The organism is Mesomycoplasma ovipneumoniae (genome assembly GCF_038095975.1).
In the GTDB taxonomy this organism is placed as follows: Bacteria; Bacillota_I; Bacilli_A; order Mycoplasmatales; family Metamycoplasmataceae; genus Mesomycoplasma; species Mesomycoplasma ovipneumoniae_C.
The window spans coordinates 1,040,000-1,064,793 of sequence record NZ_CP146003.1 but is presented as its reverse complement, the minus strand read 5'-3'; the positions used below and the strand labels follow the sequence as shown (position 1 = coordinate 1,064,793).

Sequence of the window (24,794 nt, the reverse complement as noted above, 5' to 3'; positions counted from 1 at the left end):
TTGTTGTTTATAATTTTTTTGCTATAATTTATTAAGTTAAACTCATTTTATAAGGGGAAAATTTTGGCAAAAGGAGAAATTTCATGGCTAAACTGACGAATATGAAAATCTCTTTTGTGGCGATTTTCATATCAATTTCGGTAATTATGTTAATAATCGGGGTCAGATTGGCTCCTTTTGCTCTTTTGCCTAATTTTCGCTTTTCAATTATTGGACTGCCGATTAAAATAACGGGCTTTATTTTTGGGCCAATAGTTGGTTTTTTAACCGGTTTTTTATCAGATTTAATTACTTTTTTGTTCATTCCAGGCGTTTATTCTTGGTATTATACTCTCAGCCTTTCACTTACTGGGTTTATTCCTGGCGTTTTCTTTTGATTTTTTGTTGTTCAAGGGAAAAAATGATTCCAAAAAGACAAAATTTTAGAACGCTTAGGAGATAAAATTTTTACCCAAAAGCGAGAAATTTTTAACTACACTTATCATGCAATAAGCCATAACTCAAAAGACGCAAACTTAGAGCGAAAAATGCGGCAAAATTTGCTTAGATTACAAAAAAAAGTTGCTAAAGTCCAAGCTTGAACTGAAGAAAAAGCATTACTGAATTTTTATTGAATATCGAGCTTTTTTGTCCTGGCTTTAATAGCTTCGGCAGTTATTTCGACGGTTATGTTTAATTCTTCTATTGATTTTAGCAAAGCGCGCTTCATTTCTAGCAAAACTTCGTTTTTAATTTTGATTCTTTTTGGTACTTTTTCAATGATTATCTTCTTACTTGTTGCGCGTTTTATTAACTTTTTCCGTAAAAATGAGCGATATTTGACTCTTGTTCCAATCGTTGCATTTTCTGCCTTGCATGAGCCAATTGCAAGCGTTCTTGCTGCAAAAGGTGATGTAGAATCTGGTGCACTTAATAATTTTGAAACGGCTTTTTTGACGCATATAATTATTTCTCCTGCCAAAATTTGGATTAATGCCTCTGTTATTTATTTCACTGCAAGAGCTGTTTTACCGCTAGTTTACAAAAAATTCTCTTACTCTCTTACTTAAATTATGGAAAATATTATTAATTTTAATAACGAGAAAAAGCAAAAACTTGTTTTTCATAATATAAAAAATAAGTATTGAAATTATTTTAGTCTTGAATTAGATGCAAAACAATGCGGATTTATTTATTCTTCTGATCCAAATTTTTTTAATGAATTCAAAACAATTCTTCAAAAAGAAAATTCTTATAATGGATTTATTCTTGAAAACGACAGACCTTATGATTACAGCAAAAACAGTTGTTTTTCAGATTTTTTATCAAAAGAAATGTATGAAAAAATTAAAAAAAAGCTTGTAATTCAGGTTCTTTTATCCCATTGAAACACAAAGCCATTCGAAATTGAAACTAATACAACAAGAAAATACATGTTGTATTTGACAATGCCCGAAATCGATCGATTTCTAACAAACATGGATAATCAAATAACTAATTTATTGGAAAAAAGTGCTTTTTTTTCTTTTAATTTTACCGAAATGGTCAATAAAATTAAAAGCAATTATAAAAAATTAAACGAAAATTTTTATAATTTGTACATAAAAACAGAGTTAAATCCAAAAGTTGAGCAAGAAAATTTAAACCAGGAATTAAAACTTAGCAACCCTTTTTTTGATTCTAAATTCGACAACTTTAAAAGCAATGAAACAACCCAAAATGCACTAAAAATTATTAAAAACGATATAAAAAACATTATTAGCCAGCATAATTCGCTAACAAATTCGGCCGATGCCGACCTTTATAAAATAAAAATTTTTACTACTGGCTATACTTGCTTTTTGAATTTGATAAAACAAAGTGGAAATTTCAGGTGACTGTCAACTGAGCAAATATTTCAAATTTACTACGAATTTGAAGTTTGGATGTCTAAACTGTTAAATCAAAAAAGTCTTGATAATATTCCAAGTGTCCAAAACTTTTTTGATAAAACTTTTGCTGATGATTTTTGACTTTTTTGGAAAAAAAATCGTCAGCAAAAAATGCTTGAAGAAAAAAATAAAAAGGCACAAAAACACTTTCGAACAAAGAAAATCAACTCTTTTCGCAAGGAAAATCCCTATTACCAAAATCTTAAAGTAAACAGTAAAACTTTGCTACGAGCCAATGTTTTGTGACAACACGAAGTAATTAGAATGAAAAAAAGTCTTAAAAAGAAGAATTTTCGTAACTCTTTTTTTGCAAAAAGACTTTGAGTTGCTTCTATCGAAAACAAGTTAAGAAGACTAAAAAACAAAATTTCAAAAAGCGAATACTGAACTCATTTTGCTTTTTTAAGAGACACTTTGATGGATTTAAAAAATTTTTTTTACTATTATAATTTAAGTAGAATTGATACTTTTTTGAGAAAAAATCAGTTCCTAATTTTTTGCTTTGAAAACAAAATTAATTTTGACATTCTTTACCAATTTTACGGCGAACTTCCTGAAAATATTTTGTTTTTTTTAGAACTAAAAAAAACAAAAATGGGCAATTATACTCGCTTTTTATTTGACGAAAATTCTTTTTACTTAGGCACTACTTACAAACAAAAACTTTTTCAGCATTTTTTTAATGACGGCGACAATTTGGTCCAACTTTTCATTTGTGCAAAACGGTCAATCAAACCTATTCGTGATTTTAGCATTGTTTTTATCGAAAACGGTACTTTAATCGAATATATTCAAGAGGTAGATTTGCCTTTGACACCAAAAACCACATTTGCTAAGTTTTTTTACCAAAATAGTAGTTTTGATCGAACTAATTTGTATTTGCTTGAAACACAACTTTACAAACAAATACAAAACGAAGTTTTTCGAAAAAACCCCTCTGGAATCAACAATAATTTTGAATATTATGCTGATTTTTGAAATCCTATAAAAAATATAAAAGTAACTAACGAATTCTCAAGCCAAAACACACTTTTGGACGAAGATATTCTTGTCATAAATTTATAAGCGGTGAATCATGGAAAATAAATATAATCATAAAACAGTTGAAAAAAATAGAAACCAAAAATGACTTGATAAGCGTTTTTTTTATGCTAGCACAAATCCAAAAAAACCTTTTTCCATCATAAGTCCGCCCCCAAATGTTACAGGACACTTGCATTTAGGTCATGCTTGAAATATTTTTATTCAAGATTCCTTGATTAGATTTCATAAACTTCAAGGTTTTGATGTACTTTTATTGCCTTGTGTTGATCATGCTGGAATTGCTACTCAGGCAAAAGTTGAAGCTTTTTTAGCCGAAAAAAATATCTCTAAATTCGACTTAGGCCGCCAAAAATTTATCCAAAAATGCTATGAGTGAAAAGATCGGCAATATCTAAAAATCAAAGAACAGTGAAATAAATTAGGAATTGCCTTTGATTATTCCAAAGAAAGATTTACGCTTGACAGTGAGGCTCAGGTCGCTGTTTCAAATTTTTTTATCAAATTATGAGAAAAAAAATTGATTTATCGCGGAAAAAGAGCGATAAATTGGGATCCAAAATTACAAACCGCACTTTCAAATATTGAGGTTATCAACAAACCTGTAAATCAAAAAATGTACTATTTAAAGTACTTTTTGAGAGACTCAAGCGAATTTTTGACCGTGGCAACAACAAGAATTGAGACTATTTCGTCCGACGTTGTTCTAGCCGTAAATCCAAAAGATAAAAGATATTCAGGCTTTATTGGCAAAGAAGTTATTCATCCTTTGACTAAAAAAATCATAAAAATTATTGGCGATTCAAATGTTGCCCAAGATTTTGGCTCTGGTGTCATGAAAGTTTCGGCTCATTCAATTTTAGACTTTGAAATTCTAGAAAAAAACGGCCTTTCTGCCGAAGATTGCATTGATGACTATGGTAATTTAAATAAAAATACCCTTGAATTTGAAGGTAAAAATCGATTTGAGGCCAGAGATTTAATCGCAAAAAAACTTGACAATGAAGACCTTTTAATTAAAGTCGAAGACGTTGTTTCAAATGTCGGCTTTTCACAAAGAAGTGGCGAAATTGTCGAAATTCTTAAAAAACCACAGTGATTTGTCAAAATGGATGAACTAGCTCAGTCTTTAATTTCCCACCTGAATTCAAAAGATAAAATTTTATTTTACCCACGCGGATTTGAGAAAAATTTAAGAAAATGATTCGATAAAATCCACGACTGAACTATTTCGCGCCAACTTTGATGAGGTCACAGAATCCCTGTTTGGTATAAAAATGACGAATTTAAGGTTCAAATAACATCACCTGGCCAAGGTTGAACTCAAGATCCAGACGTTCTTGATACTTGATTTTCATCAGGAATTAGCACCTTTTCTTTTTTAGGATGGCCTAATAATTCTGAATTAATTAAGTCCTATTTTCCGACAAATTTGCTCGTTACTGGGTGAGATATCTTGTTTTTCTGAGTTGCTAGAATGTATTTTTCCTCTCTTTTTGTCATGGATAAAAAACCTTTTGAAAAAGTTCTGCTTCACGGCCTTATTCGTGATGAAGAAGGGCGAAAAATGTCAAAATCACTCGGAAACGGCATTGATCCTATGGAAATAATTGAAAAATACGGCTCAGATTCTCTACGACAAATGCTTCTTTTTAATTCTAGCCCGGGAAAAGATATAAGGTTTAGCATTGAAAAATTAAATTCAGCTTGAAATTTAAGCAATAAACTTTGAAATATTGCCAAATACATTAAAAGTTTAGATAATTCTTATAGAAAACCAGATTTTATCGACTTTTGAATGGAAGGTAAAATTTACGATTTTAAAAAACAAATTGTAAAAAACATTAAAAAATATAATTTTAGCGTGATTGGTACTGAAATTAATAATTTTATCTTTGGGGATTTTTCTTCTCGTTATATAGAATTAATTAAAACTAGACAAAATGGTTTTTACGCTAGAAAATTATTAAAAAGTGTTTTGATAATTTTGCACCCTTTTATGCCTTTTTTGACTGATTTTTTGATGGAAGAAATTTTTGACGAGGAAATTTTAGAACAAAAAATGCCTAGAGTTAGGCAATTTAGTGACAATCAAAAGGTCGAAAATATCCTTGAAATTATTGATAGTTTAAGATTTTACCGTGAAAATTTACAGATTTCAAAAAAAATTATGTTGGAATTTTGTGTTCTTGATGCCGAGTTCCAAAAAGAAGAAATTGAAATTATTAGTAAGTTGGTTTTTGGAAAATGGGTTCCAAACAACGAGTTTATTATCAAAACCAAAAAATTTAAAATTTCGCTTAAAATTCCTGACGAAGTAAAAAAAGCGCAAGAAGAAAACGATAAAAAAGAAATTCAGTTCTTAAAAAGCGAAATTTTAAGGGCAGAAACTTTACTTTCTAATCAAAAATTTGTCGAAAAAGCGCCTAAAGAAAAAGTTGAACAAGAACGCGAAAAACTTAAGAAATTTAAAGAAAAATTAGAATTTTACGAAAAAAAATAGTTTATTTTTTTCGATTATCCTAAGTTTCCGGGTTTGATGGCGAAAATTCACTTTTTAGTGAATCTGAATATAAAAAAATACCCGTAAATTCGGGTTTTTTGTGCTAAAATCTTAATTTTTATTATTTTAAAATTAACCATTTGCAAAAAAAAAAAAAAATGTTTGGTAAAAAATAAAGTTATGTTATAATCAAGTTCACTTAAGAATGAATTAATAAATTTTGATATTGAATTAAGGGGGAATTAATTATGTTTTTACCATAAAAATTAGAAAATGCGAATTATCCATTATGTTTTTAAATATAATGGAGTGCCTTAAATTTACCCGTTTAGAAATTTATAAATTTAGGGCTTTTGGTTATTGTTCTTTCAAAACTTCATATGTTTTTTTAGGCTCGCTGCAAATAAAAACGAGTTTTCTATTTGCATTGAGTTTAAATAGTAGTTGTATTTTTTTATGGTTTTTGTTGTTTTGTCCATAAATTGATTTTTGCTAGTGTTTTAAAATAGTATTTAACTTTTACAAAAAAAGTTAAAAAAGCGCCAAAATCGGACGCTTTTCTAAGATTATCTCATCAAAGTGGGAAAATCGGGATTTTACGAAAAAATAAACTATTTTTTTTCGATTATTATAGAAAAATTATTGTCAAAGTTAGTTGTTTTACCTTCAAAAGGAACAACAAAAGTTTGGGTAAAAAATCTAACAAACGGATAATCTGATAATTTATCTTTTGGATCTTTTGTTTTAGAAAAAAATGCTTCGGGATTAGCGTTTTTTTCATATTTATCAGATTTATACTCCAAATTAATCACTGAAATGTTTGAATCTAGGGAATTTTTTTGCGTTATTTCGTGTTTTAGATTGTTTTGTTTTTCATCTAATGTGAAAGTGATTTCTTTTTTTTCAAAATCAATATTTTTTAAATAAAGCTTGTAATTAGGGAATGTTTCTGATTCAAGAAAGCCAAATAAATTTTTTTCTGTACTTTGGGGATCGTTAGGATCTTTTCTTTTATAAGCAAAAGAATTAAGCATTTGATTAACATTTATTTGCAAATAGTTCTTGTTATCGTTTGAAATTAGATCTTTTTTTAGCAATTTTAACTCAATAGAAGAATACGGAGTTAAGGTTCGAGGAAATTTTGTTGAAGTTTCAGGTATGCTGATTTTTTGGCCGTTTTGTTCAAATTCTGTGAAACCAACTGAAGTTGGAATTAAATAAACAAACCAAAAATCCTTTGCATTTTCAGCCACAGTTGGGACATAAATTGAGTCAGGGCCTTGATTTAATTGGCGCTTAGTTTTTTGAAGTTGCTTAGAATTGTAGTAGCGATTTATTAAATTTAAGTATGTTATTTCCGAATTTGGACTGAATCTTGATATATATTCGGGATCTATTTTTTGTGAATTTGAAATTTTTGGAGCATCCGTTAGATTAAGTAGGTAAAATTGTGAATCTTTTTGCTCGTATATTTGCTGCTGTTTTTCGGCAGGAATTTCAATTAAACTCTCTGAATTAATGAATTTTTTCAAATTTACAGCATTTTGAACGCCCAGACCTATTGGATTTTTAAACCCATCATCAGTTTTATCAGTATCTCCACATGAGGCTATGATAAAAATAGTTTGTGGTATTCAAAAACTACTAAATAGAAAATGCCGAAAAATTTTTTTTACTTTTTTGTTAAAATTCATAGTTAAATTTAAATAAATTCTTCTAAAATTAATACATTTTACGACTCAAAAAAATTAGCTTTAAAGATTTTTAGGCGCTCTGTTCCTTCGGAATTAATGAATTTATTTGCCAAAGTTAAAAATGAGTTGTAGATAAAAATTAGTTCTCTTTTATTTTTAAAGGTAAAACTTCATAAGAAAAATAGCACTTTGTTAGCAAAAAGATCCGGATTTTGCAATATATTTTGATCTATTTCAAAAGGAAGTTGTAAAATGTAGTCTTGATTTTTATTGGCGAGTTGGTTTTCTAAAACCCTTAAAAAATCATCTCAATTCAAACCGGTGTCACAAATTTCTTTTTTTGGTAAAATGTTTGCTTGCTTTTTGTTAGGCAAATGTTTAAAATCTCAATTTTCTAGTAAATCAACCGGAAAGTCAAATTCTTGATTTTCAACATCGACAACAGCAGTTGCAATAATTGTAAGGTTTGCCGGAATATAAATTTTTTGGTCCTCATTTAAAAAAACATATGAAGAAATATCTGGGAGTGAAATTGAAAAAAAGCTGCTAGCTTTTTCATCGCGATAAAAGAGCGGTTTTAGTTGTGAAACTAAATCAATTCCAGCTTGTTTATCCATGTTTTCAAGAATTAAGAAATATTTTTTATCTAGATTTCAAAATGAGGTTCTCAAAATCCGTGAAAATGGACCTGGAATAAAATTAGCCTGATTTTTTTCATCAACACTAAAATCACTATAACCAACAAAATCTTGAATAGTGTAATTATCAGAAAAAGTTGCTATTTCATAGTTGTTTTTGTCCAAATCGTGTTTAAAAATATTGTTTTTAATTTCGTCATAAATCTGGTTTTGGGATGGGGAAATTAAAAATATATTCTTACCAGACATTATTTTTGTTTGTTTTTGACTTATTGTGATTTCGTCATTAATTTTTCTTTTCTCTAATAAGTTGAAAAAATTTTGTTTAAATTTGGGTTGATTTAGTAAATTTTTGATTGAAAAGTCAATTAATTTATATACGTTGTTAATAAAATAATTGTAATAATGCTCTCTGGACTTTAAAAATGTAGAAGCTGGGAGTTTTACATTATTAATTTGGGTTTGTGATTCTGTCGGTAAATAGCAAATTTTTTCTGAATCTACGGAGTCTTTTTCTAGCTGTTCTGTTTTTTGTTCAGATGTTTTGCTGTCTTCAATTTTAGTTGAATTTGAATTTACTGATTTTGAATTGCTAGTTTGTGAATTTTCACAAGGACAGGAAAGAATTTCAGAAGAATGTAAAATGCCAGATAAAGATTTTTTTGTTTTAGTTGAATATTCTTCGCCTGAATTTTCGAGATTTTTCTCAGTGTTTCCAGGTCAATATGTTGCTTGAGAATCTAAAATTACGCCTAAATTCATAGGATAATTTTGATTTTTTGATAAAGTTTTAAGATCATTTTCACAGCAACTTTGACTATCAAATTCAGGTGTATAAAATTGAGAAAATTCGCCTAAATTACACTTTTTTTCAGCGGGTTTGATTGTCTCTTCGACGATTTTAATTTCAGGTTCGTTTAACTCAGTTATTGTCTCTGGTTGTTCAGTTTGATCTAAAACTTGGTTTTGGGATGTTGAGTCGTCCTGAGTATATTCTTTTTCGGTCTGAGTTTCGTTTGTAGGTTCATTTGTAGCTAAAACTGAAGGTATTTCTTGTGTTTTATTTTTCAGAACACTTATTATATAGTCATAATTTGTTTGCGAATTTGAGGTTAAATAATTAGATCATTTTTCCGGATCTAGCCTTACAGCGCTTGCTTTTTCAAAATTATATGATTCTAATTGGTTGTTACATTTACTTATTAGTTCGTCAATTCTTGAATATCAATAGTCAAAAAGTTTTATTTTAAAAAATTTTGTGCTGTATTGTTGACTTTTTTCACGAAAAGACAACACTTCAAAAAAGATACCAGAAATTAGAATGTAAAAAATGTGGTCTTTTTGTGTTAAATTATAACGCTGAAGTTTTTCATCAAATTCAGGGCAGAAAGGCTCTCCAAAATTAAAATTATCGAAAATTTCATCAACTGAAACTGGTTGGTTTTCTTTCTCTTTGAGCAATTCTAGCGTCATTTTAAACAAGTGACGATATTCTTCATTAATAAAAGTAACTAAATTAAACAAAATAATGCTTATATATTCGCGAACTTTTATTGTTCCATTGTTTATTAATTTAGCTAAAATATTAAGTTTTTGCTGCCCATTAACTAAAATATTTGTTTTTGCTATCCCAAGTTGAGAGGCTAATCTTATGTGTTCGCTCAAATCTCCGACTGGTTTTCAGTTTTTATTTTTGTAAATTTTTAGTCATTTACTTTTAAAATTTGGGTTTATTTCTTCTTTATTTAAATAAAGTGCTTTAATTAATATTTCTAAACTTTCCGCTTTTCGAAGGTGTGTATTTGAAATAAGTGTTCAAATACAAGGTGAAATTTTGTTATTCATTTAGTATCTCCGTAGATTTTTAAACTTTTTAAACATTTAATACTATTTTAGCGAATTTTTGCAAACCTTTATTTATATTATTAGATCCATTTTTTCCTACGCATTCAGGGTTGAACTTTTTCACGATAAGTCTTGGATTTTTGGAAATAATGAACGCCAAGTGCTTGCATAATTTCTCAAATACCACCAATAATTCAGTAAATTTGAAGTGAAGCTTGAAAAATTACTCCAAAAAACACAAAAATTATTGACATGATTCTTTGTGTTTTTACTTGTTTTTTATATGTTTCATTTTCCTGAGCATTTATTATTCTTTTTGTTTTATTTTTATTTAAAAGTTTTGGAATTATTTGCTGCAATCCTTGAACTATAACCGTAATAATTATTATTGGAAGATAAATTCATTGTCCATCAAAAAGTTTTTGATAAGAAGTTGCTGCTAATTCAAGACCTAAAAAATAAGTAACTTTAAAGCTAGGAATTCCCTGGAGCGCTCGTCAAACAGCTATAAAAATAGGCATAGTTACTAAAATTTGGGAAAAAGGCGCAAATGGTGAAAAATTATTCTTTTTATAAAGGTCAGCAACTTCTTGTCGATGACGTTGTTGCATGACTTTATTTTTTTTGTAATTTTCGTATTTTGCATCAATTTTAGCTTTTTTTAGTTGTAGTTCATTTTGCTTATTTTGACCAAAAATCGTTTTAAATCTGAAAGCAAAAGAGATAAGTTTTGTTATTACAACGATTGTTAAAATCGCCAAAATTGTTATTCAACCAGATCAGGCAGATAATGACTGAGACGAGGTGACTCACGTAATTATTTTAGAAATCGGGTAAACAAACATTGCATAAAAAGGCCCTAATTTCCATGACTCAAGCCAGCTAACTATCGGGAATGATGGAACTTGATTTTGGAAAGCAATTTTTCTTGCAAATTCTTCGTCGTTATTGTTCCAGTTGTAAGTTTTGTTCTGTATATCAATTCGGGAAAAATTAATAGGAAAAATTATTTTTTTTATAGATTCAGCGTATCCAGAAATAATTTTTTCAGTTTCAGGAGAAATTTCTTTTCCTGCTTTTGTTTCAAATTCTTCAATTGCATTTTCCAGTTTATTATTTGAAAATTCTGGTAATGAAATTAATTTATTATAAAGAACTTGAAGAACATCACGGCTAAAAGTTGCATAACTCCGATTAACAGGCGGGAGTTTACTGTCTATTTTAAAGAAAAACTGGTCAATTTTTTCAGTTATGTTGGCTGTATCATTGTTATTTTGAAAATTAAAATTATTAATAGGCAAACTTTTGGCGTTCTGCAGACTTTCAAAATAATTTTTATCAGCTTTTTGACTAAAATATTTTGGAGATGGAAGTTTTATTTCAGTTCAAACAGTTTTTTGCTCATATGATTTTTGTGCAGAACTGAAAAAAATAAATTCATTAGTTTTGTCACCTTTTAAATATTCAAATTCATTTTCATTATTTTGGAACAAAAGAAGTGAATTAAACTCACCAAAATCTGAATTTTTATCTCCAATTTGTTGTCTTAAGACGTTTAAAATACTTTTTTGATTTACTTTTTTTGAGTCAGCTGAAATCAAAAAGTTATTGTTTTTTGTCGCTAATTCAATGCCAGGCGCGCTTTCATTTTCTGATTTTTTAAAAATTGTATAATTGGGGGTTATTTCTTCTTTAGAATTATAAAACTCAAGTGCTTCGCCAACGTTATGCGAAGTTTTTACAACTAATGATTGAATACAACCGGTTAGAGAAATTCCGAAAATAATAGTGTAAAAAAAGATTTTCAAAAATTTGAAAATAGATTTGAAGTTTTTGAAGCTATTTTTTTTTGAACCGTTTTGGTTCTGGAAGTAATCAAAAGCCTTTGGTCGTGTTTGTTTATTTTTCATTTTTTTGGAATTCTTTGAATATTTTAATAATTTCGTTCTCTTTTTCTTTAAAATTAAGTGTTAAAAATGATTTTCTTGTTATTAAAATTACTCGAAATTTTGGTGCAGAAGGTCAATTTTTTTGAAGGCTATGAAGAATATTTTTGATTTGCCTTTTATAATAATTTCGTTTAACTGCATTAGCAAATTTTTTCGGAATTGAAATACCAATTTCGAAAAAAGCAAATTTTGAATAATAAAGAATAAGAGAATTTGTAACTATCTGTTTTTTAGATTCGATTATTGCTTGGAATTCTCAATTTTTTTTAATAGTCGGAATTTTTTGCAAAATTATCCTAAAAACTATTTATCTGATACAGTTAATCTTTTACGACCTTTTAATCTTCGAGCTGCTAAAATTTTTCTACCGTCAGCAGTTGACATACGTGCGCGGAAGCCATGAGTTTTTATGTGTTTTAATTTATTTGGTTGGTATGTTCTTTTCATGATATCTCCTTTTGTTTTATTTGTTTTTTTAAAAATATTGCTAAAATTTAAAAAAACATAGTTATTTTGTTGACTTGCACCCAAAATTGTATAGTTAAATTTTAACACTTTTTATATTCTTATATAAAAATAAAGTAAACGTTTCTAAATTTTACCACAAAAGAAGGAAAAATCAAAAAAAATGAAAGCAAATAGTAATATAAAAATCAGAACCCAAGAACTTCGGCAACAAATTGAAAACCTATTAAATGACAAAATGGTTTACAACAATTTTTTTCAAACAATTTTTGTGGTAAACGAGACCGAAAACGAAATTATCGTTGATTTTACAGACCAAATTGCAAAACAAGAAGTTATTTCTCGATGAATTGATACTGTAGAAAAGGCAATTTCTAACCTTGAAATTTCTAAGGTTTTGACTTTTAATAATGAAAATAATTATATAGCAAAACATAAACAAGTGCAGGATTTTACTATAAAAAACAAGTATTGCAGCTTTAAAATAAACAATTTTTTGAATAAATTTACCTTTAAAAACTTTATAAGGTCTAACTATAATTTCCAGATTTTTAGCATTTACGATTCGATTATAAGCGACACAAAGCTCAATTTTTCGCCGATTTTTATTTCAGGACCATCAGGGATAGGGAAAACTCATTTTATTAACGCCATCGGAAACTTGCTTGCTGAAAAAGGCAAAAAAGTTTTCTACATTAATGATTATAAGTTTATAAGTTGCATAACCGGTTGAATGCAAAACGGTGAGAGCAATAAAATCAGTGATTTTTTAGAGTGACTGAATCAAGTTGACGTTTTTTTATTTGATGACATTCAAGGTTTAGGCCATAAACACCAAACTTCAATAGTTGCACTTGAAATTTTGAACAAATTTATTGAAAATGATAAAACTGTGATTATTACGTCAGATAAATCGCCTTCTTTATTAGGTGGTTTTGAAGAAAGATTTATCACAAGGTTTGGTTCAGGACTGCATATAAAGCTAAATAAGCCCAAAAAAGAGGACTTTTTGCGCATTTTTACACATAAATTGCGCGAGCAAAATTTGGACAAGCACATCTGGACAACTGAAGCGCTTGAATTTCTTTCAAAACACTTTCGAAACTCAATCAGGGAACTTGAGGGCGCGCTAAAGTCAATTGTTTTCTACATTCAGACAAATAGAATTAAATTTCAGACCGAAATTTATTTTGACAAGCAAAAAATGCTTGAAATTTTTGTAGAAAAACATGAAACTGAACAAATAATCACTCCTGATTTAATAATTCAGAGCGTTTCTAAATATTACGGAATTCCTGTCAACGATATAAAAAGTGAAAAAAGAGACAAAAATATAGTTCACGCCCGTGATATTGCCATTTGATTAATTAAGAATATTCTTGACTTAACACACAATGAGGTTGGGTCATTTTTCAACAACAGAAAACATTCGACAATAATTTTTACACTTAGAAAAATCGATGATTTAAAACAAAGCAACAATCACGAACTAGAGTTGGCCTTAAATCAAATATATAAACATTTAAATTGAAGTTTTAAACATAAAAAATAATAGAAATTAACATTGTTTTTTGGTAAAAAAACACTATAAATTAAAGATTTTTTGTTTTTTTTGACTTTTACACAAACTTATTATAATTTTTATTAAACTAAACATAACCTAACTTAATAAAACTTAACTAAATTTATTATTTATTTTGCAAGGAGTAAAAATGAAATTTAGAATTAAAAAGAACATTATTGAAAAACAAATCGAAAGAATGCAAGTAGCAATTCTTAGTCACAATAATTCTCCACTGAGCTCATTTTTTATGAAATTAACGAGAGGTGGTTTGTTTATAATATCGACAAATAGCGAACTTTCTTATAAAGTTTTTATCGAAAAAGAAAATTTAATTGAAATAATTGATGTCGGTTTTTGTTTGATTGATGGATTTTTTTTACGTGACGTTATAAAAAAATGTGATTCAGAAATTAGTTTTGAATTAAAAGGTAACGAATTAATTGTTTCCTGAGAAGAAGCTTCATTTACAAAAAGTCTTATTAATGCTAGTTTTTTCCCAGAAATTGACTTTGACCAAAAAGGGATAAAATTAATTGTAAATGCAAAAAATTTTAAAAAAGCCGTAAAAAATACAGCTTTTGCAACGACAAACAACCCTTCTCAACCAGTTTTATCAGCTATAAATCTTAGTTCTGATTCGGGTTATTTATTTTTTTCAGCAACAGACACAACTAGATTTGCCTCAGAAAAAATTGAAATTTTTAACCAAAGTAAAATAAATATTTCTGTAAATGCTAAAAATTTGAAAGATTTTATACCCCCAGAGCTTGATTCAGACATTGAATTAAATATTGAACCGACAAAAATTAGCTACATTTACGATAATTTAACTATTCAATCAAGAATTTTGACAATAGACTACAAAGATATTTCAAACGTTTTGCCAAAAAAAGATGAAATTTTATATTTCTTTTCTATAAAAAAGCGCGAAATTATCGATCTAATTGATAAAACTACGATAATTTCGCCCGGAAAAGATAATGTAATTAATCTTACAATGTCAAAAACTGAATTAAAAGGTTTTATTTCACGACAAGATTCAGGGCAATCTAATGTCTCAACAAAAAATGTTATTGACTTTAAAATGAATCCAATTTTTGCTAATTTTGACGAGTATGATCCTGAATTTGTTGAAATAAATGTCAATTATCGTTATCTTAAAGACGCAATTTCTGTTTTTGACAACATTATTGAAATTTATATAAATGATAAAAAGACAAAAATGCTCATAAAATCACCTGAACGCCCTGAAACTAGCCAACTTATTGGTCTAATTCTTGTATAAAAGCTGATTTTCTATTTTAAAAAATCAATAAAAACAGCTAAAATATAGTATAATTTTTTAATTAATTGAATTTAGAAAGTCTAAAATGTCAAAAGAAAAAAATAAAAGTGGTTTAGAGTTTGATGCAATCGTAGTTGGCGGTGGTCACGCCGGAATTGAGTCAGTTTATGCACTTTTAAAAAAAGGTTTCAAAGTTGCGCTGATAACAATTGATAAAAAAAAATTAGCATCAATGCCGTGTAATCCAGCAATCGGCGGGCCTGCTAAAGGGATAATAACTCGAGAAATTGACGCTCTTGGTGGTGTGCAGGGGAAATTTTCTGATGCTGCAATGATTCAAATTAAATATTTAAATGAGTCAAAAGGACCTGCTGTTTTAGCTATGCGGGCACAAATTGACAAGGAAAAATATTCTAAAATTATCCTGAAAGATCTAAAAGAGCAGCAAAATTTGACTATTTTTGAAGATTTAGCAACTGAACTTTTGGTTGAAAAAAACCGCGTTTTTGGTCTAAAAACAAAAAAACGGGCTGTTTTTTTTGCAAAAAGTGTAATTATAACCACCGGAACCTACATGGATTCAAAAGTTCTTCGCGGTTCTTCATCTATTTCAAGTGGTCCTGATGGTCAAGAAACCTCAAATTTGCTGTCAAATAATTTAAAAAAACTCGGTTTTGAATTACAACGACTTAAAACAGGAACCCCACCAAGAATTCTTACTTCCACCATTGATTTTTCAAAAGTTGAACGTGAAGTTTTGCCACTTTATAATATAAATTTTTCGTTTCAATCAAAACACAAACTAAAAAAACAAATTTCCTGTTATTTGACTTACACTAACTCAAAAACACACCAAATAATAAACGAAAATTTAGACAAATCCTCAATGTATTCAGGCTTAATTTCGGGAGTTGGACCTCGTTATTGCCCTTCGATTGAAGATAAAATTGTCCGTTTTTCTGACAAACCTAGACACCAAATATTTTTTGAACCAGAAACAAAAAAACAAGACATAATGTACATAAACGGCCTTTCGACCTCAATGCCCGAAGAAGTTCAAGACCAAATTATTAAAACAATCCCGGGTCTAGAAAATGCAAAAATCGCAAAATACGGCTATGCAATTGAATATGATGCAATTAATCCGCTTGAATTGAAAAAAAGTTTAGAAACTAAAAAAATAAAAGGGCTTTTTATGGCTGGCCAAATTAACGGAACTAGTGGATATGAAGAGGCCGCAGCCCAAGGTTTGGTTGCTGGAATTAACGCAGGACAATTTATTTTAAAGAAAAAACCAATTGAAATCTTGCGAAATGACGGCTATATCGGCGTTTTAATTGACGATTTAGTGACAAAAGGAACAAAAGAACCTTATCGAATGCTAACTTCAAGAGCAGAATATAGACTTATTCTTCGAAATGATAATGCTGATATCAGAATGTTAAAATATGCTTTTGTTTCTGGTATGATTTCAAGAGACTATTACCTAAAAGTTAAAGAAAAATACAAAAAAATTGATAAAAAAATAGAAAAACTTTCTAAAGATTTTTTGTCGCCAAAAGATCCGTTGGCAAAAAAATACGGTATAAAAACTGGAATCTCAAAGTTAAAATTAATTTCTCGACCCGATGTTGATTTTAAAGATATTTTGCCCGATTTTGAATACGGCTATGAATTAATGGTCATTTCTCGCTTAAAAGGCTATATTCAAAAGCAAAATTCTGAGGCCGAAAAAATGATTAGACTTGAAAATTTACTCATACCAACAGATATAAATTATCAAAAAGTCGCTAATTTATCAACTGAAGCGCTCGATAAATTTTCAAAAGTTAGACCAAAAACCATTGGCCAAGCAAGTAGAATTAGTGGCGTAAATCCGGCAGATATTCAAATGCTTTTATTTCATCTTAATCTTTTAAAAATGCAAAAAGAAGCAAAAACATAATGAGAATTTTAATAATTGCCTTTGGAAGCAATTCTAGAGATTTTTCAGTTTTATATCAAAAAGAAATCAATAAAATTAAGGAATTTAAATACCAAGTTGATTTAATCAATCTTAGCGAAAGTCAAAATGAAAACATAAGTTTAAAAAAAACCATTGAAACAAAGCTAATTTTGGAAAAAATACCTAAAAATTATAGCTGTTTTCTTTTTACAGAGCGTGGTCAAACTATTTCTAGCCCAGAATTTTCACAACTATTAAACTCGGCAAATATTTGCCTTATAATCGGCGGTTCAAGGGGTGTTGATGAAGCGTTAATTCTTGAAAAAGTACCAAATATTAAACTTTTATCATTTGGTAAAATTACTTTCCCCCATAGAATTTTCAAACTTGTACTTCTTGAGCAAATTTATCGCGGACTTTCTATAAAATATAATCGAAAGTACCACCATGATGACTAAAAAAAGGAAAAAATGAACTCACCCGAGTTTCCCAGTTTTAAGGCAAAAATTCACTTTTTAGTGAATATAAATATGAAAAAACACCCGTAAATAAGTGTTTTTTGATTTTAAAATCTTAATTTTTATTACTAGCATTTACTAGCATTTTAAGTAATTTTATGGTATAATTATAGATTATGAAAAAACAAAATAAAGATGGTTTTATTGAAGTAAACAAATTGTTTGGCAAAAAACCTAAATATTTTAAGGAAATTTCAAACGTGAAATTTGAAACAAGTTATTTGAAAACAATCAATTAACTGAGGTTGGTTTAGTAACGATGTTGTAAAAATTAAGGCAAAGGGTTGAATTTAACACTTTAGATCAGCAAATAACATTTAAAAATCAAGATGGTGTTCCTAGTGACCCGAATATTTGAAATAGGTATGATTTTTACTTTGATATCTTAATAAATCACTAAAAAAAATTGTAAGTAACTTTTACCAAAAAACTTAAAAAACTACCTAAAACCAGATGCTTTTTTAAAATTACCTTATGAAACTGGGAAACTCGGGAAAAAAAGGAAAAAATGAACTCAAAACCATATTTAGAAATAATTAAAAACATCGAAAAACACGACAATATTTTTGTTTTTCACCATATTAGACCTGATGGAGACTGTCTTGGCTCTCAACAAGGTTTTGCAAAAGCAATTAAAAAAAATTTTCCCCAAAAAAATGTTTTTTTAATTGGAGATAATAACAAAGAATTTGATTTTCTAAATTTTCACTTTGATAATAAAGATTCAATTGCAAGTGAATTTTTTGAAAATTCACTTGCAATTACAGTTGACACTGCTGATATTAATAGAATTCAAGAATTAGATTTTTTCTTGAATTCTAAATTTGAAACAAGAGTTAAAATCGACCACCACCCTGAAAAAGTGGAAGAAATTTACGATCAAACTTGAATTGATCCAACTTTTTGTGCCGCTTCTGAAATGATTGGCTTCATTTTAAAAGAAGAAAAATGACAAATTGATGAAGAAATTGCACTTTTTGTTTATTTAGGAATTTTAACTGATTCAGGTCGTTTTGCTTTTCCTTCAACAACAGCAAGAACCTTTGAAATTGTAGCTTTTTTAATGAAAACCAATTTTAATTTCAGCGAATTAAATCGCCTTTTGGCTCAGAGAACTGAAAATGAAGTCGCTTTTCAAGCACATGTTTTAGGAAATTACAACAAAAAAGACAAGGTTTTATGACATTATGTCTCAAAAAGCGAACAGGAAAAATTCAACTTGTCTTCAAGTCAAGTTTCAGCAGTTAATCTTTTGTCAAATATAGGTGATGCCTTGATTTGACTGTTTTTAATTGAATATGAAAACCAAATTCGAGTAAGAATTCGTTCAAATGGCCCAGTTATTAATAAAATAGCGGCCGAATATGGCGGGGGCGGTCACCCTTTTGCCGCTGGAATTAATTTAGAAAATAACGAAAAAATTAATCAAAATATTAGCGAAATACTAGAAAAACTAGAAAAATTAGCCGAAGGTTTTACACGTAATGGATAAAAAAATAGCAACAGAAATTAAAAATCTCATCGAAAATCACGACTTAATCGTGATTTTTCACCACATCAGACCTGATGGAGACTGTCTTGGTGCTCAAAACGGTTTGAAATCACTTATTTTAGAAAATTTTCCAAATAAGCAAGTTTTTGCAATCGGAGATTTTAAGAAATCATTCTCGTTTTTAGATTTAAAAGAAGATTTAGTGCCTGAAAAAGAAATTTTGGAAAAATCTTTGGCGATAATTGTTGATGCAAACTTTAAAAATCGAATCGAATTTGCTCATTTATTTGAGCAAATTCGATTCAAATCAATTTTAAGAATTGATCATCATCCAAATGATGATGATTTAGGCGAAGCTTATCGCTGAGTTGACCCGACTTATATTGCTGCTTGTGAACAAATTGCAGATTTAGCACATGAATTAAACTGAAAAATTTCAAAAAGATCAGCCGAACTCATTTATCTAGGAATTTACACAGATTCAGGACGCTTTTTATATAAAAATACATCAGCGCGGACCCACTTTTTAACAGCAGCTTTATTTGAAACTGGATTTAATTTTTCAAAAATTCATGAAAAATTAAATGCAAAAAGATTATCTGACCTTGAATTTGATAGTTACATTTTTGCTAATAAAAAAACTTATAAAAATGTAATTTATTACACTTTATCCATCGAAGAACAGCAAAAACTACAAAAAAATTCACAAAATTCAGTTAAACCAAATTTATTAGCAAACATCGATGATTATAAAATTTGACTCTGTTTAGTTCAAGAAACTCAAAATTCATGGCGTGTTGAATTTCGATCAGCAGGTCCAAATGTTCAAAAAATTGCCCTAAAATGAGGCGGGGGTGGTCACCTTAATGCTTCAGGAACTATTCTTGAAAACCTTGAAAAATTAGATTTATTAGTTCAGGATTGTCAAGCAGAATACGAAGAATGAAAAGCTAATTCTTTGGCTTAAAAAGGAAAAAGTAAGACAAAAATACTAAATTTTTCCATTTTTTGGCTAAAAATCATAAAAAAATTAATATTCACAAACACACCATGGAGGTTGTTATGAATGGGATTGATATTAAAAAATTTTTAAATTATTTATTTGCGCTTTATCACGTTGACAGCGGAGAAACCGAACTTTATCGAACTTGAGTTCAAAAAATACTATGATTTACGCACTGAAAATTTTATAGACTTTATAATGAACCGTTTTTTTCTGATGATTTTGAGTCATACAAATACGGCCCTGTTTCATGAACAGTTTTAAAAACTCAGTTTTTTAGCCTTCAGACACCTAAAAATACCTCTTATAATCTTGAGGATATTTTAGATTATCACAGAAACGATATAATTGATGAATTCAAGAGCATATTAAAAAACGATTTTTTGAAAGACTTTAGTCACGATTATGGCGAAACTTTTACTGAAGAACAAAAAATAGAGGCTCAAGAAAAACGGTGAGATTGTTTTGTCTTTGTTTTTGAACGGTTGAAAAAAATGCGTCCAAATGAATTAATGAATTTGTCTTACAAGCAAAAATCATACAAAACCGCCTTATCAAATCCAACAAGCAAAATCATTCTTAACGAAACGATACTTGAAGACAGCGAAATAGATTTGCTAAAAAACGATTTTTAATTTTTTTAACATTTAATAAAAAATTAAAACCCCTTATAATTTATAATATATTTATTAAAAATTATAGGAACTACAAAATGTCTTTTTTTCAAAAAATCAAAGAAAAAATTTTTGGTTCAAAAGAAAAAAAAGCTGCTAATTTAGATAAATACGTGGCTGGTTTGTCTAAATCTAGACTTTCTTTTTTGAATCAAATTGTTCAACTTCAAAAAAAACACATCAAGATTGATGATGATTTTTTTGATGAACTTGAAGAAATACTAATAATGTCAGATATTTCTCCAAATTTTGTAAACACAATAATAAATGCGCTAAAAGATGAAGTTCGTTTTCACAACATTGATAATCCTGAATTAATTACCGAAATTATTATGGATAAAATGTATACAATTTATTCAAACCGGTCAATTGTTAACATAAATTTGAACGTAAAACCCGATAGAATTAATGTTTTTTTAATTTCTGGTGTTAATGGTTCTGGAAAAACAACTTCAATTTCAAAAATAGCCCGTAAATTTGTGCTGGAAGGTAAAAAAGTTTTAATTATTGCAGCAGATACTTTCCGTGCGGCTGCTGTTGAGCAACTTGAAATATGAGCTAAAAGAGTCGGCGCTTCAATTGTAAAACCGGCAACTAACGAAAAAGACCCAGGATCTGTAGTTTTTCGCGGCCTGGATTTTGCAATAAAAGAAAAAATGGATTTGGTCTTGATTGACACAGCCGGAAGACTACAAAATAACGTCAATTTAATGCAAGAATTAGCAAAAATTAACAAAATAATTTCTCAAAAAATACCAGACGGACCTCATGAGTCACTTTTGGTAATTGATGCAACAACTGGTCAAAACGGGATCTCTCAAGCTGAAATATTTACAAAAGCAACTCCAATTTCTGGTATAATTTTAACAAAAATGGACGGCACAAGTAAAGGCGGAATCGTTTTTTCAATCAAAGATCAACTTAATATCAGTGTAAAATTAGTTGGTCTAGGCGAAGGAATGGATGACTTACAGCCGTTTGATCTAGATTTATTTATTTTTGCAATCACTAAGGGAGTAAAAAATCAATATCAAATCTAAGGATTTTGACAAATCTTTAGATTTGTAGCCCTTGCAAAAATAATAATTAAGAATGTTAAAAAAATAGATAAACCTTATGTGAAAAGTTCACATAAATAAAATAAAAATTAAAAGGAAATTATGGCTAAAATTAGTTTTTTTGCACTAGGCGGCCAAGATGAAAACGGAAAAAATTGCTATATTTTAGAAATCGATGACGATATTTTTGTCATAAACGCAGGTGCTAAAATTCCACTTGATAGTTCAGTTGGTGTTGATACAATTATTCCAGACTACACTTATATTGAAGAAAACAAGCATAAAATAAAAGGTGTTTTTATAACTGACGCCAAAAATGAATCATTTTCAGGAATCCCTTGGCTAGTTATGAAACTAAAAAACGTAACGATTTATAGCTCTTTTTTCACTAAAGCGCTAATTCTTGACCGAATGAGCAAATATAATATTGAAGATGCTACTTTTGAGATAAAACCAATAATATCTGAGCTAAAAATTAGTGAAAAAATAACTATAATTCCCTTTTCGGTTGCAGGTTCGATGCCTGGTTCAATTGGTTTTTGCTTTCAAACCGAGGATGGATCGATTGTTTTTATGTCCAATTATGTCGTTGGAAATTTAGGAGTTTATGGCGAAACTAATTTTGACTTAATCAAAAAAGTTAGCCAAAACCCAAAAGGTGTTTTAATGTTTATCTCTGATTCAGGTAAATCTAATGTGCCTGGAAAAGCAATGAACAAACTTTTTGCTAAATCTTTTCTTGAAAAAAGTTTCCTGCAAGCCGACAAAAATTCGCGAATTGTCGTTTCAGCTTATGATGAAGAAATGGTTTCAATTCAGGAAATTATAGATTTGGCCTTGAAATTTAACAGGCAAATTACAGCTTATGGAAAAAAATACGACAAATTATACGACATGATTTATAAGCTCGACAAATTAACAACAAATAAAATAAAGAGTTTGCCAACTTTTTTTGACTATAAATTTGCAAACAAGCAAAAAAATTCTGTTGTTTTAATAACATCTAGTCCTGAAAGAATTTGTCACCGATTTAACCGCGTTCTTCAGAACGATGATGCCTATTTTAAGTTAAAAAAGTCAGATTATGTAATTATGCTAACCCCTCCAATTAACGGGATGGAGCAACTTTATGCTAAAGTTTTAGACCAAATTGCTAAATCTGTAACAAATATAGTCGATATTTCTGAATCAGATTTTGGACTAGCGCGCCCATACAAAGAAGATATTTCTGATATGATTGACCTTCTTAAGCCAAAATATTTTATTCCAATTCAAGGACTTTATCGATATTTAGTTGTTGCTTCAAATATTGCCGCTAATAATAAAATAAATAGGCAAAACACAATTATTTTACAAAATAAAAGGATAGCTAATTTTATTGACGGAAATTTATTTTCACGTAAAAAACTGACAAAAGGTCAAGATGAAATTTATATTTCAGGCTATGGAATTGGCGATGTTTCTTTTGAAGTGCTAAAAGAGCGCGAATCACTGTCTCAAGATGGATTGATAATTGTTTCCTTTTTGTTCAATCCTGTTTCAAAAAAGATTGTCTCAAAAGTTGAAATAACTGATCACGGAATTTTAAGCCGTGAAAATCGTGAGTCATATCACGAGATAATTCGAAAAATTATTTTTGATAATTTTTCGAATATTAAGAAAATAAATGATAAAATTTTGAAAGAATTACAACAAAAAACTCAAAAAAATATCAAAAAAAAGATTTTCCGTATTTTTGATAAAGAACCCAATGTTTCTGTTATAATTCATAACATTTATCCAGAAGAAAAGGAGCTAAAAATGAAAAAAATGCTATGAAAAGACGCCCAAGAAGAAATTAAAACTGGGGTTGTTTACTTAGAATTTGCGGTTGACTGGTGTGGTGATTGCAAAATGCAAGAACCTGTTAATGAAGAACTTTCCGAGTACTTTAAAAATAGAACTGATGTAAAATTAATTCAGGTTAATGCAGAAGAAGCGCAATTATTTAGAAAAAAAGACACTGAATACGAAGTTCTTTTTGTTCCAACTCACTTCGTTTTCAAAAACGGTAAGCCAATTTTCAAAAAATTTGAATACGCTCCAGCAGAATTACTGATTGAAACAATTGAAGAAGCCTTAAAAAATTAAGAAACAAAATTTAAATTTTCACACTACTAAAATTAATTATTTTTCAGTTTTTTTTGTTATAATTTAACAACAATGTCAAGGTTAGATGCTAAAAAAGAAAAATATTTAAAGCAGATAGTTGAAAATTTTATTAAAACCGGAGAATCAATCGGTTCAAACGCTTTAAAACAAAATTACAGCATAAAAAAATCCTCTTCACACCTTAGAATGGTAATGAATCAACTTGAAAAAGATGGTTTTTTGGAAAAACCTCACATTTCAAGCGGTAGAATTCCAACACTAAGAGGGTTTCAGTACTATGCTGAATTTTTGTCATTCGACGAAAACGAAATTTTAGCAAATAAACTAAAAGACTTGTTTGCGCGCCGACGTGTTAGCATTGAAAATACAATTTCTGAAGCCTTTAAATTGATTTCTGAATCGGTTGGCACCACAATAATCACCACAACAAGCAACGAAAATGACCGTTTAATGTCAATAAATTTGACACAAATATCGCAAAATGAAGGAATTGTCGTCGTTGTTAGCTCTAGTGGTAGTGTTGAAAATAAAAAAATCACATTTTCACATTCAATTTCGCTGCAGGATGTCAAAATTGCAATTCGCCTATTTCAACAAAGACTAATAAATACTCCATTAGCAGAAGTTTCATCAAAATTAATAATTTTAAAACAAGAATTAGAAAAACAAATTAAGCATAGCGATGAACTTTTGCATCATTTTATACACAAAATTTTTAACTTCCAAATCCAAAATAAATCAGACGTTTATAATAAAAATATGTTAATCTTAGATAGCGAAATTTCTAGAACCAGACTTGTTGATTTGCTTAATTTGATTGAAAAAAAGTCGATTTGAGAAATGCTAGACGAAAAAACTACCACTGAAGATGAAACCTTAAAAATCAGTATAGAATCGCCTGAAACCTCATTTATCTCAAAAAAACTTGAAAAATCCTTTGCAATCAAGGAAATTAGCATGATAGGATCAACGAAAAAAATTAATTATTCTGCAGCGCGAACAGGCATAAAACTTTTAGAAGATTTTCTATCAAATAAAAACAAAAATAGAAAGGAATAA

The 24,794-nt window shown here is 28.9% G+C and carries 18 protein-coding genes and 1 pseudogene; 14 read left to right on the top strand and 5 right to left on the bottom strand.

The window, feature by feature from the left end:
• Positions 1 to 83: 83 nt before the first annotated feature.
• From V3255_RS03950 to V3255_RS03940, 3 genes are read left to right on the top strand one after another with little or no spacing between them, the layout of a single operon-like run.
• A complete protein-coding gene (locus tag V3255_RS03950) occupies positions 84 to 1,049 on the top strand; it encodes a substrate-specific component FolT of folate ECF transporter (protein ID WP_337903037.1) in 966 nt (321 codons plus the stop codon).
• Positions 1,050 to 1,052: 3 nt separating this feature from the next.
• The gene (locus V3255_RS03945; RefSeq protein ID WP_337903036.1) at positions 1,053 to 2,975 is read left to right on the top strand and encodes a hypothetical protein; all 1,923 of its coding nucleotides are present in this window, start codon (positions 1,053 to 1,055) and stop codon (positions 2,973 to 2,975) included.
• A gap of 10 nt (positions 2,976 to 2,985) precedes the next feature.
• Entirely contained in the window at positions 2,986 to 5,454 is a 2,469-nt protein-coding gene (locus tag V3255_RS03940; RefSeq protein WP_337903035.1) for a valine--tRNA ligase, read from the top strand.
• A 611-nt stretch (positions 5,455 to 6,065) separates the two neighbouring features.
• Here V3255_RS03940 and V3255_RS03935 read toward each other — a convergent pair.
• The 5 genes from V3255_RS03935 to rpmH all read right to left on the bottom strand — a co-directional run bounded on the left by V3255_RS03935 (position 6,066) and on the right by rpmH (position 12,027).
• Positions 6,066 to 7,148 carry a hypothetical protein gene (locus tag V3255_RS03935; protein ID WP_337903034.1) on the bottom strand — a complete coding sequence of 361 codons (1,083 nt, stop codon included), beginning with the start codon at positions 7,146 to 7,148 and terminating at the stop codon, positions 6,066 to 6,068.
• Positions 7,149 to 7,186: 38 nt separating this feature from the next.
• The gene (locus tag V3255_RS03930) at positions 7,187 to 9,631 is read right to left on the bottom strand and encodes a hypothetical protein (RefSeq protein ID WP_337903033.1); all 2,445 of its coding nucleotides are present in this window, start codon (positions 9,629 to 9,631) and stop codon (positions 7,187 to 7,189) included.
• Positions 9,632 to 9,711: 80 nt separating this feature from the next.
• Positions 9,712 to 11,541: a membrane protein insertase YidC gene (yidC, locus tag V3255_RS03925; RefSeq protein ID WP_337903031.1), complete on the bottom strand. Its 1,830-nt coding sequence runs from the start codon at positions 11,539 to 11,541 to the stop codon at positions 9,712 to 9,714.
• Positions 11,531 to 11,869, bottom strand: a complete 339-nt coding sequence (gene rnpA / locus V3255_RS03920) for a ribonuclease P protein component (RefSeq protein WP_044284280.1) — start codon at positions 11,867 to 11,869, stop codon at positions 11,531 to 11,533. The genes yidC and rnpA overlap by 11 nt, the downstream gene beginning before the upstream one ends.
• 14 nt (positions 11,870 to 11,883) lie before the next feature.
• Complete coding sequence (gene rpmH / locus V3255_RS03915) at positions 11,884 to 12,027, bottom strand: 50S ribosomal protein L34 (protein WP_044284298.1); 144 nt, start codon at positions 12,025 to 12,027, stop codon at positions 11,884 to 11,886.
• Positions 12,028 to 12,208: 181 nt separating this feature from the next.
• On the opposite strand from rpmH, the gene dnaA reads away from it, so the two are divergent.
• The 11 genes and pseudogenes from dnaA to V3255_RS03860 all read left to right on the top strand — a co-directional run bounded on the left by dnaA (position 12,209) and on the right by V3255_RS03860 (position 24,794).
• A complete protein-coding gene (dnaA, locus tag V3255_RS03910; RefSeq protein WP_332976808.1) occupies positions 12,209 to 13,597 on the top strand; it encodes a chromosomal replication initiator protein DnaA in 1,389 nt (462 codons plus the stop codon).
• Between the two features lie 160 nt (positions 13,598 to 13,757).
• Positions 13,758 to 14,894: a DNA polymerase III subunit beta gene (locus tag V3255_RS03905; RefSeq protein WP_337903029.1), complete on the top strand. Its 1,137-nt coding sequence runs from the start codon at positions 13,758 to 13,760 to the stop codon at positions 14,892 to 14,894.
• Between the two features lie 85 nt (positions 14,895 to 14,979).
• Positions 14,980 to 16,839, top strand: coding sequence for a tRNA uridine-5-carboxymethylaminomethyl(34) synthesis enzyme MnmG (gene mnmG, locus V3255_RS03900; protein WP_337903028.1), 1,860 nt, complete (start codon positions 14,980 to 14,982; stop codon positions 16,837 to 16,839).
• A complete protein-coding gene (locus tag V3255_RS03895; protein ID WP_303535806.1) occupies positions 16,839 to 17,297 on the top strand; it encodes a 23S rRNA (pseudouridine(1915)-N(3))-methyltransferase RlmH in 459 nt (152 codons plus the stop codon). Before mnmG ends, V3255_RS03895 begins: the two co-directional genes overlap by 1 nt.
• A gap of 176 nt (positions 17,298 to 17,473) precedes the next feature.
• Positions 17,474 to 17,757: pseudogene (locus V3255_RS03890) on the top strand (IS1634 family transposase); the annotation flags it as partial.
• A gap of 108 nt (positions 17,758 to 17,865) precedes the next feature.
• A complete protein-coding gene (locus V3255_RS03885; protein ID WP_337903025.1) occupies positions 17,866 to 18,849 on the top strand; it encodes a bifunctional oligoribonuclease/PAP phosphatase NrnA in 984 nt (327 codons plus the stop codon).
• Positions 18,842 to 19,816: a bifunctional oligoribonuclease/PAP phosphatase NrnA gene (locus tag V3255_RS03880; RefSeq protein ID WP_337903024.1), complete on the top strand. Its 975-nt coding sequence runs from the start codon at positions 18,842 to 18,844 to the stop codon at positions 19,814 to 19,816. The genes V3255_RS03885 and V3255_RS03880 overlap by 8 nt, the downstream gene beginning before the upstream one ends.
• Before the next feature lie 95 nt (positions 19,817 to 19,911).
• Complete coding sequence (locus V3255_RS03875; RefSeq protein ID WP_337903023.1) at positions 19,912 to 20,487, top strand: Panacea domain-containing protein; 576 nt, start codon at positions 19,912 to 19,914, stop codon at positions 20,485 to 20,487.
• 77 nt (positions 20,488 to 20,564) lie between these two features.
• Positions 20,565 to 21,566 carry a signal recognition particle-docking protein FtsY gene (gene ftsY, locus V3255_RS03870; protein ID WP_129643403.1) on the top strand — a complete coding sequence of 334 codons (1,002 nt, stop codon included), beginning with the start codon at positions 20,565 to 20,567 and terminating at the stop codon, positions 21,564 to 21,566.
• A 120-nt stretch (positions 21,567 to 21,686) separates the two neighbouring features.
• Positions 21,687 to 23,714: a thioredoxin domain-containing protein gene (locus tag V3255_RS03865; protein WP_341516251.1), complete on the top strand. Its 2,028-nt coding sequence runs from the start codon at positions 21,687 to 21,689 to the stop codon at positions 23,712 to 23,714.
• A 72-nt stretch (positions 23,715 to 23,786) separates the two neighbouring features.
• Positions 23,787 to 24,794 carry a heat-inducible transcriptional repressor HrcA gene (locus V3255_RS03860; protein WP_337892471.1) on the top strand — a complete coding sequence of 336 codons (1,008 nt, stop codon included), beginning with the start codon at positions 23,787 to 23,789 and terminating at the stop codon, positions 24,792 to 24,794.